We start from the raw sequence: 16,870 nt of genomic DNA, 5'->3' as shown, positions 1-16,870 counted from the left end.
TAACGACAAAGTACCCGTAGAGGCGAAAACAGGCAGATCGTAAAGACGCCACACTTCTTTTGTTAAAACAAGCGTTCCTGGCGCGGACGCTTTACTCTTCTACCTGTCATCACCTTGCAAGATCGAGTTGTTGGGTTTGTCAGCAGTCTATCTAAATGCTTAGTCTTGATTGACTCGGAAGATGTTATCTAAGCGGCTAACACCCAATCCGTTGACTCTTTTCACTTTAATTTGCACTGGGATTCTGTCTTTCATCGCCTCGACATGGCTAATAACACCAATGGTTTTACCCGATGCATTCAGGCTATCGAGGGCATCCAGTGCAGTATCCAGTGTCTCCGCATCTAAGGTGCCAAAGCCTTCATCGAGAAACAGTGAATCAATACTGGTTTTATGGCTGACCAGATCTGATAGCGCCAAAGCCAGAGCTAAGCTGACCAGGAAGCTTTCTCCCCCTGACAAGGTGCGGGTGTCACGGATAGCATCTGCTTGCCAGGTATCCACCACTTGTAGTTCCAGCGCGTCACTGGTTTTACGCTGCAATTGATAGCGCCCATGTAGGCGGCTGAGTTGGTTGTTTGCCAGATAGACCAAATGATCGAGTGTCAAGCCTTGGGCAAACTTGCGGAATTTATCACCTTCTTTAGAGCCAATTAAGTGATTGAGATAGCTCCAGTCATCATATTGTTGCTGGCTATGTTCAATTTGCTCAAACAGTGCATGTTGGTTGCGACGGCGAACTATGTCGCTTTCTAGCTGATTGCGTAATTCACCTTGCCGTAAAGTATTGGCTTTCAGTTGGGCCAGTAATTGTTCTGATTGCCGCTGTAATACCGTCAATTCAGATGTTTGATCGACGCCACCAGGGCAAGATTGTCTCAGTTGAGCCAATGCTTCACGGGCTTGTTGGTGACGGATATTGGCCTGTTGCTGGCGCTCACTCAGTTGCTGCTGCAATTGCTGCAAACGCTGCCTTTCTTCCTCACTTAGGAGTGCAGCGGTTAAGGCTGCCTCATCATCAAATTCACTGCTTGCCAGTGCTTGTCGTAATTCAGTTTGGGCAGTGGTGGCTCGCTGTTGATTTTGATTACGTTGCTGTTCTAGCCCTGCCAACTCGCCGGAGAGCAAGTTAAGCTGAGATTGTGCTTGTTGTAGGGCTTGAGCTGTATTTTGTTGAGCCAGTTCTACTTGTTGCAGTTGTTGGCGCAACAACTGGCGGGCTTCAACCACACTCCGGTCACCAAAGAGCGTCTGACGTTGTTGTTTTTGTTGCTGCAACAGTGTTTCGGTCTGCTGATGTTGTTGCGTGAGGATGGACAACTGATCAATACACTCTTGCAAGTGGCGGCGTTCATTTTCAATTTGCGTTTCCAGTGCTTTTTGCCCCAGCGCCAACTGTTGTTGTTCCTGCTGATACTGGTGCCAGCGCTGACTTTCCTCTTCCCGTAGTGCAAGCCAGCTCTGCTGTTGGTCTGCTTCAGGCATTGATAGCGATAACTCAGCCAGAGTATGGCTAAAGCCTTGGCGTATTTTTGCCAACTCAACGAGTTGGTGTTGATGCTGTGCATGCAACTTTTGGTGCGCTTGCTCGGTATCTTGTCGGCGCTGACCAATTAGGGCTAATTGCTGCTGATGCTTTTGCTGCTGCTGTTCTGCTTGAGTCAGAATATCCTTAGCTTGTTGATATTGCTGATTCAGTTTTTCATATTCCGCCAGTTTTAGCTGACAGATTTGCTCTGATTGTTCTTGTTGTTCCAACCAGGTTATTAAGGTCTCAGGTTCATTCAACGCAAATGTTAGCGTTAGTGGCTGTGCCAGAGTATGCCATTGCTGGTGATAATCTGTCAGTTGCTGCTGGCTGTGCTGTAACTCTTGCTCCAGACGCAACTGTTGTTGCTGCATACTTGCGACCTGAGTGCGTAATTCAGTTCCCGCAGTGAAAAGTTGCTCAACCTGAAGTCGCAGTTCTTCTACTCGCACCACCGTTTCAGAGGGTTTTACAGCCTGATACTCAGTAATGGCAGGGTGATCCAATGCTCCACATAATGGGCATTCTTCTCCCGGTTGCAGTTTGGCTCTTTCAGACTCTAACCGGACGATTTGTTTTTCGCACTCAAGCAACTTTTCCAGATCAGTCAGATGCTGCTTTTGTTGTTTATATAACTGACGTTTTTCTGCTAGTTGTTGTTCGAGTAATTGCAGTTGCTGCTGCTGGGCAACGAACTGTTGTTGCTGTTTATCATGCAATGCCTGAACTTGCTGCGCCAATGGCGATAATGCCACTAATTGCTGTCGCACCGGCCGTTGTTGTTGTAGCTCGATGAGCTGTTGGCGTAACTGCGCGGAGGGCTGTTGTTGCTCAAGTGCTGACAATTGTTGCTGAATACTACTGGTCTGCGAATGGGCTTGTACTAATGCAGCTTGTTGCTGCTTATCTTGTTCATGTAGTGTGTCAATTTGCTGTTGTAAGGTCGCGAGTAACGTGGCCTGCTGCTGTAACTGCTGCTCGCTTTCAACTGATTGTTGTTGCTGCATTTGTAATTGGCGGAACTGCTCACGCCATAAAGGCAGGTTTTTTTCCCAGTGTTGATGGTGGGCATATTGCTGGGTGTACTGAGTTAGTTGTTGTAGGCGCTGCTGAGCTTGCTTGAACTGTTGTTCATCCAGTTCAAGCTGTTGTTTAATTTGCTGTTCTTTGGTGCGCAACTGTTTCAGTTGAGTATCTAGTAGCATTAATGAGTGTTGCTGCTGAGCAATAAGGTTATCCAGCGGAACGACTTTTTGCTCGATCAGTATCTCTTGCTCATGCTGATTAGTTGCGTGTTGCTGGCGTGCAAGATTGGCTTGTTCCAGCGCCTGAGCCAGTGGCGTCAGTTGTGTCTGAAGTTGCTGTTGCTGCTGCGTTAGTGTGGCGATGCGCAGTTGTATTTGCTGCAAATCCTGTAGGCTACGAGAACACTCACGTAATAGGGGACGCAACTTTTCTGCCGGCTCACTCCGGGCCAATCGTTGCAGTTCGGGTTCTGCTTGCAGATACTCTTGCTCAATGATTTTCTGCTGCTGTTGATATTCCAACACATTCTTTTGCTGTTGCTGCCATCCGGTGAGCCAATTTATTTGGTTTTGATTGACCCGTTGTTCAGAAGCAAGCTGTTTTTCCTGTTCACCGAGGACATCTAATTGTTGTGCCAGGTCTGTGCGCTGCTCTTCATTTAGTAGTTCAATACCGCTGGCGCGTTGATGTAATGCATCCAGTGCGATCTTGGCTTGCTTATGTTGCTCAAATACATGTTCAGATAACCGACCATAGATGTCCGTGCCGGTTAACTCTTCCAATAATTCTGCGCGGTCATTGGCATCAGCATTGAGAAATGCAGCAAATTGCCCCTGTGACAGCATCATCGACTTGGTAAAACGGCCAAAATCCAGTCCGGTAATTGCGGCAACCATATCAAGTTTATCACGCACTTTATCGGCCAGAATCTTACCGTTTTCGCACAGCGCCAGCTCAACTTTAGGCGCTTGCAGATTTCCTTCCGGGCTATTTTTAGCGCGCCGTTGGCTCCAGAAAGCACGATAACGCGTTCCTTTTACCTCAAACTCGACTTCAGCCAGTGACTCCGCCGTGTGGCGAGTCATCAGTTCGTTTTGGCTGGGAGTGACATTTAACCGCGGAGTTTGGTGGTATAACGCGAGACAAATAGCATCGAGCAGGGTGGTTTTCCCTGCCCCAGTCGGGCCGGTTATCGCGAATAAACCGTTACTGGCAAAAGGTTCGGCGGTGAAATCTATCTTCCATTCACCCTGTAGAGAATTAATGTTTTTCAGCCGTAGACTTAAAATTCTCATGCAGATTGCTCCTCTGCGGCATCTTTACCTTGCGTGATATCTTCAACCACCAGATTAAACATTTGGCGCATACGTTCTTGGCGTGGTTCGGCTAAATCTGCCTCTAGCGCCAACCGGCGTTCAAATACATCAGTGACACTCAGTTCATTGAGTGTTTCCTTTTCCTGCCGCTCAATACTGTTATTTCGTTGCTCTTTGCTGCGGCGTAAGAGTACCACCTCAACGGGAAGTTCTGCGGCTAATGCCTGAATTCGCCTTTGAATATCAGTGAGATAATCTTGTGTGGCAACTTCGATATCCAGCCACACCGGTGACCCTTGATGGTCGGCAAATTTAGCCAACTGCTGCTCAATTTGCGCTAAGTCGCCTTTGATTAATTGCATTGGCTGAAATTGTGGGATGAAGATTGGGGTCACTGAGGCTAATATCTGCTGGGCAAATTCCACCAGATAAACACTTTTCTCTTTGCTCAACTCATCAAAACTCAGGGCAATTGGCGAGCCGCTATAACGGATATGTTCGGTTTTTGCTACTTGCTGAGCACGGTGAATATGGCCCAGAGCAATATAATCTGCCGGGGGGAAAGCGTGGGCCGGGAAAGCATCCAATGTGCCGATGTAAATATCACGAACCGAGTCCGAGGTAGTGACACCCACCGTAGTTAGGTGTCCGGTAGCAATAATCGGCAAGGGCAGACCTAACTCGGTACGTAGTTCGACGGCTCGCTGATAGAGCGCCTGATAGTGAGCAGCAATGGCTTCCTGCAACGCCAGTTGCTTCTGACTACCTGATTCACCCGCCTGACTGGTGACTAGATCCCGGGGACGTAAAAAAGGGATCGCGCACAGCAGCGCTGCAGGTTGATTTTGGCGGTCTTTCAAAATAATAACCTGTTGGTCCAGATTGCTGCTGGCGCAGGAAATGACGGTGGTATTCAAATAAGAAAGCAAGCCGCGAGATTCATTTAGCGTTGATACTGAGTCATGGTTACCCCCCAGAACAACCAACCGGCAGTTCGTCGGTTGTAGTTCAACCACGAAACGGTTATATAGCTCACGTGCATAGCTGGGTGGGGAACCGGTATCAAAAATATCACCCGCCACAATCAGCGCATCTACCTGATTTTCTTTGATCTGCTCTATGAGCCAGTGCAGGAATGCCTGATGTTCAGCCGCACGGCTTTTGGTAAAGAAATGCTGGCCCAAATGCCAGTCAGAGGTATGAATAATGCGCATAAATCTCCCGCTCGGGCAGGTCGCCATTTAAAGATAATGGCGCTGATTATAAACGCTGCCTGCTGGATGTCGCGGCTAAAAAAAGGCTGTGAGGAAAATCTCCGAGACGCCTCGCAAACTTGAGTGCTACGTTTTGCATTTATCGTGAAATTTATCACTATGCTTATTGCTTGCAAGAGGGGGATGTTTTTCATAAAAATGTCACAAAACTGACGCATAATGACTTCCGAAATCAAATAGTGACCACTAACTTACTGGCAGGGTTGATGATGGCAAGACGCATACTGGTAGTTGAAGATGAAGCTCCAATCCGTGAGATGGTGTGCTTTGTGTTGGAACAGAATGGCTACCAACCGTTAGAAGCCGAGGATTACGACAGTGCAGTAACTCGTTTGTCCGAGCCTTACCCTGATTTAGTGTTGTTGGACTGGATGTTACCTGGCGGCTCGGGTATTCAGTTTATTAAACATATGAAACGTGAAGCGCTGACCCGAGATATTCCGGTGATGATGCTGACAGCGCGTGGCGAAGAAGAAGATAGAGTACGTGGTTTGGAAGTGGGTGCTGATGATTACATTACCAAGCCTTTTTCACCCAAAGAGTTGGTGGCACGTATCAAAGCGGTTATGCGCCGGATATCGCCAATGGCGGTTGAAGAAGTGATTGAAATGCAAGGGTTGAGCCTTGATCCCTCCTCGCATCGGGTTATGGCCAATGAGCAAGCGTTGGATATGGGGCCGACCGAATTTAAATTATTGCACTTTTTCATGACTCATCCAGAGCGTGTTTACAGCCGTGAACAGTTGCTTAATTATGTTTGGGGCACTAACGTTTATGTAGAAGATCGCACCGTTGATGTACATATTCGTCGGCTACGTAAGGCGCTGGAAATTGATGGCCATGACAGAATGGTACAAACTGTCCGGGGAACCGGATACCGTTTCTCAACGCGCTACTGAGTTTTCAGTGCCGGAGAATTCGTTGTGTTAGAACGTTTATCATGGAAAACGCTGGCTATAGAGCTGGCTCTTTTTTGTCTGCCCGCATTACTGTTGGGTGCCTTTGTCGGGTACCTTCCCTGGCTATTATTAGTTTCGGTTATTGCGGCGCTGGTGTGGAACTTCTATAACCAACTCAAATTATCTCACTGGCTGTGGTTAGATCGCAGTATGACGCCACCTTCAGGGCGTTGGAGTTGGGAGCCTTTATTTTACGGTTTGTACCAGATGCAACTGCGAAATCGCCGTCGGCGTCGTGAGTTGGCTACACTTATCAAACGCTTCCGCAGTGGTGCTGAGTCTTTACCTGATGCGGTGGTTATGACGACGATTGATGGCAATATTTTCTGGTGTAATGGTTTGGCTCAGCAATTACTCGGCTTCCGTTGGCCGGAGGATAACGGCCAACATATTCTCAACTTGCTGCGTTATCCCGAATTCAGTCAATATTTGCAACAGCAAGAGTTTTCCCGCCCATTGACCCTGCAACTCAATAATGGTTATTACGTTGAGTTCCGGGTGATGCCTTATTCAGAAGGGCAATTGCTTATGGTGGCTCGTGATGTTACCCAAATGCGTCAGTTGGAAGGGGCGCGGCGTAATTTCTTTGCCAATGTGAGCCACGAACTGCGCACTCCCTTAACGGTGTTACAGGGATATCTGGAAATGATGCACGACCAAGAGTTGGTCGGGCCATTACGAGATAAAGCGCTAGGGACGATGCAAGAACAGACCAAGCGAATGGATGGGCTGGTAAAACAATTATTGACGCTATCGCGAATCGAAGCTGCACCCAATGTGGATATGAATGAGCAGGTCGATATTCCGCGCATGCTGAAAATGCTGCAACACGAAGTGCAAGCGCTGAGTAATGGGCGTCATGAGATCACCTTCCGAATTAACGACCAATTGACGGTATTTGGTAACGAAGATCAACTGCGCAGTGCGGTTTCCAATCTGGTTTATAATGCAGTCAATCACACCCCTGATGGCACCCAAATTGAGGTGTGCTGGCAGCGAACACCACAAGGTGCACAATTTCAGGTGAGTGACAATGGGCCGGGTATTGGCCCTGAACATGTGCCACGTCTTACGGAACGCTTCTACCGAGTGGATAAGGCCCGCTCAAGGCAAACTGGGGGGAGTGGCTTGGGGCTGGCAATTGTGAAACATGCTTTGAGCCATCACGATGCGCGTTTGGATGTGATGAGTGAAATCGGCCTGGGGACGAGATTTATCTTTACCTTGCCTAATCGGTTGATTGTTCCAACGGTTTTAACCGAGAATGCAGTCAAATCCTAAGACTGTATGGATATCAAACTGATGAGATGGGGAAAACTGGCGCTGTTGTATGCTCTGCTAGGGTTTAGTTGCGGCGTCCTGGCACTCCCTGTTGCGGTATCGACTGCTACAGTGGTTGATGCGTTAAAGCCAGATACTCTGTCTGGTAATCTTTCCAGTGTCGGTTCTGACACCCTAGCTAACTTGATGTCTTTATGGGCTGATGATTTCAATCATCATTATCCCGGCGTTAATTTGCAAATACAGGCGGCAGGTTCCTCGACAGCTCCAGCGGCGCTCGCTGCAGGGGCCGCGCAACTCGGCCCGATGAGCCGGCCAATGAAAGCGGCTGAAATCACGGCATTTACTGAGCGTTATGGCTATCCACCACTTGCTGTCCCCGTCGCAGTGGATGCATTGGTAGTTTTTGTTCATCAGGATAATCCACTGGATAAACTAACCTTATCTCAGCTTGATGCTGTATTTTCACAAAATCGCCGTTGTGGGGAATCCCACCGCATCCAACGTTTTGGCGAACTTGGGCTAAAAGGGCGCTGGGCCGAGCGCTCGATACAACGCTATAGCCGAAATTCAGCCTCCGGCACCTATGGTTTTTTCAAACAGTTGATACTGTGTGGTGGTGATTTTTCAAATAATATCAATGAATTGCCTGGTTCTGCTTCCGTTGTGCAAGCTGTCGCGGGTTCGCTCAATGGTATGGGGTACGCCAGCATTGGTTTTCGAAACAGTGGTGTTAAGCCATTGTCCTTGTCAGCGAACGGCCAGGATTATGTGATGCCAACGGCTGAGAATGTTAAAGATGGCCGCTACCCTCTATCTCGCTATCTGTATATTTATATCAATAAAGCACCGGGCAAGCCGTTGGAGCCGTTGACTGCGGCCTTTCTTGAGCGCGTTTTGTCACCAGAAGGGCAAAAGCGCGTGACTCATGACGGCTATTTACCTTTACCCCCAGAGATCCTGAATCACACACGGAAAGAGTTGGGATTTGCCTATTAATTTGGCGAATTATTAGAGTGTATCTGCCGTAATCTGTTAACAGTTGGATATAAATGATACAAATCATATGATGTGTATTTATCAAAAACTGGCATGATCATCTGCTTTTGTAATATTATATGGATGAAGACTCTGCTTTTATGATCCCGACTTGCCTTTCTTCGCTATAAACGGTCTACTTACCGCCGTTGTTGGCCTATTCCACCTGCAAATAACTTCAAAAACACTGCATACTGACGAAATAGATTGCTTATTAACCGCCGGAGTTTGCGTTTATCAGAGCTTTGTATCGTTTCGATCACGTCGGAAAGCCACAACTTAGGACTTTTTCTTTTGATCATTTAACTAGGCAACGCACATCACTATGAGTCATCGTTTATCGTCTAAAGATATTATGGCATTGGGCTTTATGACCTTTGCTTTATTCGTTGGGGCCGGCAATATCATCTTCCCGCCTATGGTTGGTTTGCAATCGGGTGAACATGTGTGGTGGGCCGCTTTGGGCTTCCTGATTACCGCCGTTGGATTACCAGTCATTACTGTTATTGCACTGGCTAGAGTGGGCGGCGGTATTGATGCTCTGAGTACTCCAATTGGTCGCGGTGCTGGTTTGGTACTGGCAACTGTTTGTTATCTGGCTGTTGGTCCTCTATTTGCCACCCCGCGTACTGCCACAGTTTCCTTTGAAGTCGGTATTGCGCCTTTAACGGGTGATGGCCCATTGCCACTGTTTATTTACAGTGTGGTTTACTTTGCGCTGGTTATCGGGATTTCCCTGTATCCGGGGCGTTTACTTGACACAGTAGGGCACATTCTCGCGCCACTGAAAATTTTAGCACTGGCTGTTTTGGGTATCGCTGCTTTGATTTGGCCTGCTGGCCCGCTGATTCCGGCCACTGATGCATATCAGAATGCCGCATTTTCTTCTGGTTTCGTCAATGGCTATCTAACCATGGATACCTTAGGCGCTTTGGTGTTCGGTATCGTCATCGTCAATGCAGCGCGTTCACGTGGTGTGGTTTCTGCTGGATTGCTGACGCGCTATACCATTTGGGCAGGTTTGATTGCCGGTATCGGTTTGACGCTGGTTTATCTGAGCTTGTTTAAGTTGGGTTCAAGCAGCGGTAGTTTGGTGCCTGATGCGCAAAATGGTGCAGTGGTCTTACATGCCTATGTTCAGCACACCTTTGGTGGTTTAGGCAGCGTGTTCCTGGCTGCATTGATTTTCATCGCCTGTATGGTGACTGCGGTAGGCCTGACCTGTGCCTGCGCTGAATTCTTTGCCCAGTATTTGCCGCTGTCATACCGTGCACTGGTATTTATCCTCGGTATCTTCTCAATGATGGTATCGAATTTGGGGCTGAGCCATCTTATTCAGATTTCCATCCCGGTGCTGACGGCAATTTACCCGCCATGCATTGTGTTGGTGCTGATGAGTTTCACTTTGCGTTGGTGGCACCATGCTCCACGTATCGTGGCTCCAGTTATGTTGATCAGCTTATTGTTCGGTATCCTTGATGCGGTAAAGGCCTCGACCTTTGCACAATATCTGCCGGAATGGACTCAACATCTGCCATTGGCTGAGCAAGGCCTGGCATGGTTATCTCCATCCCTACTGGTATTCGTTGTCGTGGGGTTGTACGATCGCCTGTGCTGTCGTCAGGTCGTTGCCGCTAAGCAATAACTGCACAGTTATCGAGTATTTTTAGCCACGGCTCATCCCCGTGGCTTTTTGCTGAAAAAAGACGGGATAAAGTTCATGGAATTACCAGTCAAAAATAAGCTGAAACGCGGCCTGACGACACGCCATATCCGCTTTATGGCATTGGGGTCAGCAATAGGTACCGGCTTATTCTATGGTTCGGCTGATGCAATAAGAATGGCGGGGCCAAGCGTATTATTGGCGTACCTGATTGGTGGCGTAGTGGCATTTATCATCATGCGCGCCTTAGGTGAGATGTCAGTCAATAACCCACAAGCCAGCTCTTTTTCTCGTTATGCGCAAGATTACCTTGGGCCAATGGCGGGCTATATCACTGGCTGGACTTATTGCTTTGAGATTCTGATTGTTGCTATTGCCGATGTGACCGCGTTTGGTATCTATATGGGGGTCTGGTTCCCAGACGTGCCGCATTGGATATGGGTATTGAGTGTTGTCCTTATCATTGGTGCAGTCAATATGATGAGTGTTAAGGTGTTCGGCGAGCTGGAGTTCTGGTTCTCATTCTTCAAAGTTGCCACCATCATCGTCATGATCCTGGCCGGTATTGGTATCATTGTCTGGGGTATCGGTAACGGTGGGCAGCCGACCGGTATTCATAATTTATGGACAAACGGCGGCTTCTTCAGTAACGGTTTTGTTGGCATGATCCTGTCACTGCAACTGGTAATGTTTGCTTACGGTGGGATTGAGATTATCGGGATTACTGCCGGTGAAGCCGAAGATCCGAAAAAGTCTATTCCGAAAGCCATCAACTCAGTGCCGTGGCGTATCCTGATGTTCTATGTCGGTACCCTGTTTGTCATCATGTCTATTTACCCATGGAACCAAGTAGGCACTAACGGTAGCCCATTTGTGCTGACCTTCCAGCATATGGGGATTACTGTTGCTGCGGGAATTCTGAACTTTGTGGTTATCACCGCATCATTATCAGCCATTAACAGTGATGTGTTCGGTGTCGGCCGTATGCTTAACGGGATGGCGGAGCAGGGCCATGCGCCAAAAGCCTTTGCTGCCATTTCTAAACGCGGCGTGCCGTGGGTGACGGTGTTGGTGATGATGGGAGCTATGCTGACGGCGGTTTATCTGAACTACATTATGCCGGAAAATGTGTTCTTGGTTATCGCTTCACTCGCGACCTTTGCGACCGTCTGGGTGTGGATTATGATCCTATTCTCCCAAATTGGTTTCCGCCGTTCGTTAACTAAAGATCAAGTGAAATCGCTCGATTTCCCGCTGCGTGGCGGCACCTTGACTTCCGTGCTGGCTATCATTTTCCTGGTGTTTATCATTGGCCTAATTGGCTGGTTCCCAACGACCCGCGTCTCACTGTATGTCGGGTTAGTATGGATAGCTTTGTTGCTGGTGGGATATTACTTCAAGGTAAATCATCAGAAGAAGAAGGCGAACGAGCTGAAAGTCGCAGAGTAATTTTGAATATAAAGCCGGGAGATATCCCGGCTTGAGCGTAATGACAAAGCTGTTGATAACTTAGTGAGTGAAGGGTTTACCGCACTTCGGGGCACTTCGGGGCACTTTGGTCGCTTACGCGACTACGACCCCAACGGCACGCTTCCCCTTCATTTGGCTTTGTCATCAGTCTGGCCGGGAGATATCCCGTTTTTTTTGTCTCTTTATTTAGCCATTCCATAGTTCTCTCCGCCCCCGACCTCATCCTCAATATTTATGCTGACAGATGAGGGGTATTCCTCCGCAACATGGCATTGTTTCTATCGACTTATTTATACAGGTGAATGTGTCGCGGCGTTAATGTCTGCACCAGATAGCCTTAACAGTAATCGTTTTGGTTAAAGCAGGAGAGTTTTATGCTGAGTGGTTGGCATCTGCCGGTCGCGCCTTTTGTCCGTCTACGGGGCGATGCGTTACATATTACACTGTGGTTACATGGAGAGTGGTTGCAGGGGGATAATTTACCTGCGCAAGTTTTCTTACGCTGTGAGCCGGATAATGAAGAGTGGCTGCTCATCATGAAGGGTGAACTGCATGATGGTTTCTGGCGTTATCGCGCATCATTGCCATTACGTGAAGGTCAGTCAGTACGGCGTTATTGCTTCAAGTTACTGTGGAATGAAGATCAACTGTGGTTCGGGCCATTAGGTTTTTCGATAGTTCCTCCGGCGCAATTGGCTCAGTTTGCTATTGAGCTGCCAGACAGTGGCCCTGATTGGGTTGCCGATCAGATTTTTTATCAAATTTTCCCCGATCGCTTTGCCTCGAGTTTGGGTGAACATGGTGTGAAGGATGGCAGTTATACCCATCATGCTGCTGGTTGCCCGGTATCGCGTCGTGAATGGCAGCAACCCTTGGATGATGTGAATGCGGCCTCGACATTCTATGGCGGCGATTTGGCTGGTATTTGCCAAAAACTCCCCTACTTACAAAAGTTGGGTGTGACTGCACTTTATCTCAACCCGATTTTCACCGCGCCCAGTGTACATAAATACGATACACAAGATTATTATCAGGTTGATCCTTACTTTGGTGGCGAAAGTGCTTTCTTGCAATTACGCAGTGCTACCCGTGATGCTGGCATGAAATTGGTCCTTGATGGTGTGTTTAACCACACTGGTGATTCCCATCATTGGTTTGATCGCCATCAACAGGAGGAAAATGGTGCCTGTCATCATCCAGATTCACCTTATCGGGGGTGGTTTAATTTCTTCCCCGACGGCCGGGCGCTCGATTGGAAGGGCAATGCCAGTTTGCCAAAACTCAACTTCGCGAGTGAAGATGTGGTCAATCAAATTTATCGCGCCGAAGATAGCGTGGTGCGCCATTGGTTAAAACCGCCTTACAGTATTGATGGCTGGCGGCTGGATGTGGTGCATATGCTAGGTGAAGAAGGCGGTGCAAAAGGGAATTTACATCATCTGGCGGGTATTTATCAGGCGGCAAAAGATGAAAATCCTCAGGCCTATATTTTGGGCGAGCATTTTGGCGATGCGCGAGATTGGCTCCATGCTGGCGTAGAAGATGCGGCCATGAATTATATGGGTTTTGCCTTACCGGTACGTAGTTTCCTCGCGGGTTGTGATGTCGCCTATCATCCAATAAAACTCAGCGCGGAGGATTGTGCCTATTGGATGGATGAATACCGTGCCGGATTACCTCATGGGCATCAGCTGCGCTTATTTAATCAATTAGATAGCCATGATACTGCCCGTTTTATCACTTTGCTGAATGGCGATAAAACGCGCATGCAAATGGCGTTGATATGGCTATTTAGCTGGATTGGCGTGCCTTGCTTATTTTATGGCGATGAGATTGGCCTCGATGGCGGCAATGCTCCTTTCTGCCGTAAACCTTTCCCGTGGGACGAGACATTGTGGGATGGCGACTTGCTGACACTGTGTCAGCGGATGGCAGCTTTACGGCACAAAAGCTTGGCACTGCGACGCGGTGGATGCCAGGTTATTTATGCCAATGGCGATTCTCTGGTCTTTATTCGCAGCTATCAGCGCGAACGGGTGATGGTAGCTATCCAGCGCAATCGCGCTAGTAATATCTTCTTTCCCGTATCTCCTTTACTGAAAGTTTCTCAGTGGCAGCGTTTAGAAGGGATATCAGAACTGGAGCTCACTGATGCAGGCGTCAATCTGCAATTGTCTGGGGAGAGTGTCACGTTGTGGCGTGGTCAATCTTAGCGATTGGCCATAGTGAGCGCTAACTTAAGAGTTAGTCTGGTAGTGCGAGATATTAAAATCGGCTGAGCGCCACGTCCGACTGCTGATAAACCTCAACAACTCGATCTTGCAAGGTGAGGACAGGTAGAAGAGTAAAGCGTCCGCGCCAGGGAGGGCGCGGCTCGAGCCATCAGGGATGATTTTACGGCGTCTTTACGATCTGCCTGTTTTCACCGTTACGGGCAGTTAGTCATTAACCTCAAGCGGCTGAGCGCCGCTTTTTCTTTGGTTGAAATACTATGTATATAACGGGTATAGATAGTTGTCAGGTAAATTCACCGAAGGGAAAATATGATGAGCACAGCTAAAAGACAGGCATTGGTAATCGGCGCCTCTCGGGGATTGGGACTGGGATTAGTTGATGAGCTTAACCGCCGTGGCTGGTCGGTCACCGCGACCACGCGCGGTATAGCAAAAGATACTGCTGCACATGCGGCCCATTGGCTAACATTGGATATTAACCAACCCGACAGTATCAAAGCATTCTTACCACAGATACAGGGCCAAACGTTTGATCTGATTTTTATTAATGCCGGTATCTCCGGGCCGGAGCATCAATCCGCGGTTGATGCCAAACCGGAAGAAATTCTCGAATTATTCCAGACCAATACGGTTTCTCCCATCCGTATTGCCCAGCTTTTGCTGGCACAGCGTAATCCCACTCACAGTGTATTAGCCTTTATGTCTTCACAACTGGGGAGTCTTGGACATAACGCTTCAGGCCATAAACCTTTGTATTCAGCCAGTAAAGCTGCATTAAATATGATGACGCGCAATTTGGTCGCTGAGGTAGCGGACCCCTCGCTGACGGTGTTATCTATTCACCCGGGTTGGGTAAAAACAGATATGGGCGGGGATGCGGCACCACTGACAATAGCGACCAGTGTGAAAGGAGTGGTGGACCAAATTGAGCGCGCTTCCGGCAAGGGCGGTCACGGCTTTATTGATTATCAAGGACATACTCTACCCTGGTAATCTAAGCAGAAGAATTCCCCCATCGATATACTGATGGGGGAATAGTCACATTAGTAAGCCATCACTATCAGTAACCGATGGCAGCACCTGCGGGGCGGCGAACATCATTAGCCCCATACAAGTAACCCTCTCTCACTTTCCCTGAGACGGCAGAATCATTGCCTGAATTGGCAGGACTGACACCCTCAACACCCGCTAATCCGACTAAAATTAACTCGGCTGCTCCCCAAGGATTCTGCTCAACCATTTTATATCCCATTGTTTTCAGGAGATTAAGGCTGTCTGCGGAAACCCCACGTTGCTCGTAGTAGACTTCATCGGGCAGCCATTGATGATGGATGCGTGGTGCATCTACGGCCTCTTGTGGTGCCATACCATGGTCAATTACATTCAATGCAGTTTGCAAGGTAATGGTGATGATTCGTGAACCGCCTGGTGAACCTAATACCATAAATGTCTTACCGTCTTTGGTCACCAGTGTAGGGCTCATAGACGATAGTGGGCGCTTACCGGGGGCGATAGAATTGGTTGCTCCCTGCACTAAACCATACAGGTTTTGCTCACCGACTTTGACGGTAAAATCATCCATTTCATCATTCAGGAAAAAGCCGGTACCAGGCGCAATGACGACTGCACCAAAGCGACCATTCACCGTATAGGTGGTAGAAACGGCATTACCATCATGATCGACGATAGAATAGTGAGTTGTTTCAGGTTTCTCATGCGGCTGCATGCCCGGCTGAACTTCTACCGATGGCGTGGCCTTATTGGCGACGATTTGCTTGCGAATATCAGCGGCATAACTTTTACTCAGTAGGCGGTCAATCGGGTTTTTAACAAATTCGGGGTCGCCGAGGAAAGTATTACGATCCATATAAGCATGGCGCATTGCTTCTGTCAGCGTATGAATATAAGCGGCAGAGTTGAAGCCCATGTTCTTCAGGTCATATCCTTCAAGGACATTCAGCGTCTCACATAAGGTTACGCCGCCGGAGCTAGGTGGTGGAGAAGAAACGAATTTATAGCCACGGTAGCTACAGGTAATAGGGGCGGTTTCGGTGATTTTATAATTGGCAAAATCAGCAGCGGTCAAAATACCTCCACCTTTCTTAGCTGCCGCTTCAACTGCTTGCGGTATTTTCCCCTGATAGAAAGCATCTGGCCCTTTCTCCGAGATAGCTGTCAGAGTATTAGCCAGATCAGCTTGAATCAGACGGTCACCCGGTTGCAGAGCTTCGCCATTTTTACGTAGGAAAATACGAGCTGATTCAGGATCTTGGCGGAAGCGTTTAACCGTAGTGTCAAGAATATCTGTATCAGCACGAGTTAACACAAAGCCTTCCCGTGCCAGTTTGATCGCCGGAGCCATGACTTGCTGGCGGGTTAATTTGCCGTATTTCTTTTGCGCACTGTCCATTCCCAATACAGTACCTGGAACACCGGCAGCCAAATAACCATACAAACTGGCATCTTTGGTGACTTTACCTTCTTTATCCAGATACATATCGGCACTGGCAGCAGCAGGGGCGGTTTCACGGAAGTTTATAAATGTATCTGTTCCATCTGCAAGGTGAATGGTCATAAAACCACCACCACCAATATTGCCACAGCACGGATTCACTACTGCTTGCGCATAACCCACAGCAACCGCTGCATCAATTGCATTTCCGCCCATTTTTAAAATATCGGTCCCAACTTGTGAAGCCAGATGCTGGGATGTCACAACCATGCCATTTTTTGCTTCTACTGCGGGTGTTGAGGCAGCATGAAGTGTGCCGCTCACCAGTAAAGCCAATACAGTTAAAGGTTTATTCCATTTTTTCAAAAACATTCTGACTCCTGTTGTTTCCTGCTCGCCAGGGATTACCCGGTCATTTTGTTTGGCAGCTTAGAAGTGCTGCTTATGAAATGTGCAGAACACACACATGGTAATAATTAATAGCAGAATTAATGTTTATGAATGCAACTAAGTTGAACATTTAGAATAAATGAGTAAGCACTTACATGCATATCGATCTATTTTTTTGAGAGAAAATTAAAATAAATAGAAGCAACGTCCTGAAAATTAAGGGGGACTAATAATGGATA

General features: G+C 48.0%; 10 protein-coding genes. 7 read left to right on the top strand and 3 right to left on the bottom strand.

Features of this window, described 5'->3' with window-relative positions:
- Positions 1-159: 159 nt before the first annotated feature.
- Positions 160-3,849, bottom strand: coding sequence for an AAA family ATPase (locus tag ACF3VQ_RS15585; RefSeq protein WP_392432059.1), 3,690 nt, complete (start codon positions 3,847-3,849; stop codon positions 160-162).
- Complete coding sequence (gene sbcD, locus ACF3VQ_RS15580) at positions 3,846-5,084, bottom strand: exonuclease subunit SbcD (protein ID WP_392432057.1); 1,239 nt, start codon at positions 5,082-5,084, stop codon at positions 3,846-3,848. The genes ACF3VQ_RS15585 and sbcD overlap by 4 nt, the downstream gene beginning before the upstream one ends.
- Before the next feature lie 269 nt (positions 5,085-5,353).
- On the opposite strand from sbcD, the gene phoB reads away from it, so the two are divergent.
- From phoB to ACF3VQ_RS15545, 7 genes are all read left to right on the top strand, one after another.
- Entirely contained in the window at positions 5,354-6,043 is a 690-nt protein-coding gene (phoB, locus tag ACF3VQ_RS15575) for a phosphate response regulator transcription factor PhoB (protein ID WP_026018045.1), read from the top strand.
- A gap of 24 nt (positions 6,044-6,067) precedes the next feature.
- Positions 6,068-7,384: a phosphate regulon sensor histidine kinase PhoR gene (phoR, locus tag ACF3VQ_RS15570; protein WP_392432055.1), complete on the top strand. Its 1,317-nt coding sequence runs from the start codon at positions 6,068-6,070 to the stop codon at positions 7,382-7,384.
- Between the two features lie 21 nt (positions 7,385-7,405).
- Positions 7,406-8,383, top strand: a complete 978-nt coding sequence (locus ACF3VQ_RS15565) for a PstS family phosphate ABC transporter substrate-binding protein (protein ID WP_392432053.1) — start codon at positions 7,406-7,408, stop codon at positions 8,381-8,383.
- Positions 8,384-8,747: 364 nt separating this feature from the next.
- A complete protein-coding gene (brnQ, locus tag ACF3VQ_RS15560; RefSeq protein WP_392432052.1) occupies positions 8,748-10,067 on the top strand; it encodes a branched-chain amino acid transport system II carrier protein in 1,320 nt (439 codons plus the stop codon).
- 75 nt (positions 10,068-10,142) lie between these two features.
- Complete coding sequence (gene proY / locus ACF3VQ_RS15555; protein WP_392432050.1) at positions 10,143-11,534, top strand: proline-specific permease ProY; 1,392 nt, start codon at positions 10,143-10,145, stop codon at positions 11,532-11,534.
- A 395-nt stretch (positions 11,535-11,929) separates the two neighbouring features.
- Positions 11,930-13,768 (top strand): maltodextrin glucosidase, encoded by a 1,839-nt coding sequence (malZ, locus tag ACF3VQ_RS15550; RefSeq protein WP_392432049.1) that lies wholly within the window; start codon positions 11,930-11,932, stop codon positions 13,766-13,768.
- Positions 13,769-14,101: 333 nt separating this feature from the next.
- Positions 14,102-14,782 carry an SDR family oxidoreductase gene (locus ACF3VQ_RS15545; RefSeq protein WP_392435622.1) on the top strand — a complete coding sequence of 227 codons (681 nt, stop codon included), beginning with the start codon at positions 14,102-14,104 and terminating at the stop codon, positions 14,780-14,782.
- 67 nt (positions 14,783-14,849) lie between these two features.
- Here ACF3VQ_RS15545 and ggt read toward each other — a convergent pair whose 3' ends face one another.
- Positions 14,850-16,613, bottom strand: a complete 1,764-nt coding sequence (gene ggt / locus ACF3VQ_RS15540; RefSeq protein WP_392432047.1) for a gamma-glutamyltransferase — start codon at positions 16,611-16,613, stop codon at positions 14,850-14,852.
- Positions 16,614-16,870 lie beyond the last annotated feature (257 nt).

Origin of the sequence: Yersinia fenwicki (assembly GCF_043099325.1) — a bacterium.
In the GTDB taxonomy this organism is placed as follows: Bacteria; Pseudomonadota; Gammaproteobacteria; order Enterobacterales; family Enterobacteriaceae; genus Yersinia.
Note: the sequence above shows the minus strand (reverse complement) of the source record. Positions and strands in the feature narration are given on the sequence as shown.

What these genes read in the sequence shown, in the direction of transcription:
- ACF3VQ_RS15585 (WP_392432059.1), bottom strand. Translation starts at nt 3,849, where the DNA reads ATGAGAATTTTAAGTCTACGGCTGAAAAACATTAATTCTCTACAGGGT.
- sbcD (WP_392432057.1), bottom strand. Translation starts at nt 5,084, where the DNA reads ATGCGCATTATTCATACCTCTGACTGGCATTTGGGCCAGCATTTCTTT.
- phoB (WP_026018045.1), top strand. Translation starts at nt 5,354, where the DNA reads ATGGCAAGACGCATACTGGTAGTTGAAGATGAAGCTCCAATCCGTGAG.
- ACF3VQ_RS15565 (WP_392432053.1), top strand. Translation starts at nt 7,406, where the DNA reads ATGAGATGGGGAAAACTGGCGCTGTTGTATGCTCTGCTAGGGTTTAGT.
- brnQ (WP_392432052.1), top strand. Translation starts at nt 8,748, where the DNA reads ATGAGTCATCGTTTATCGTCTAAAGATATTATGGCATTGGGCTTTATG.
- proY (WP_392432050.1), top strand. Translation starts at nt 10,143, where the DNA reads ATGGAATTACCAGTCAAAAATAAGCTGAAACGCGGCCTGACGACACGC.
- malZ (WP_392432049.1), top strand. Translation starts at nt 11,930, where the DNA reads ATGCTGAGTGGTTGGCATCTGCCGGTCGCGCCTTTTGTCCGTCTACGG.
- ACF3VQ_RS15545 (WP_392435622.1), top strand. Translation starts at nt 14,102, where the DNA reads ATGAGCACAGCTAAAAGACAGGCATTGGTAATCGGCGCCTCTCGGGGA.
- ggt (WP_392432047.1), bottom strand. Translation starts at nt 16,613, where the DNA reads ATGTTTTTGAAAAAATGGAATAAACCTTTAACTGTATTGGCTTTACTG.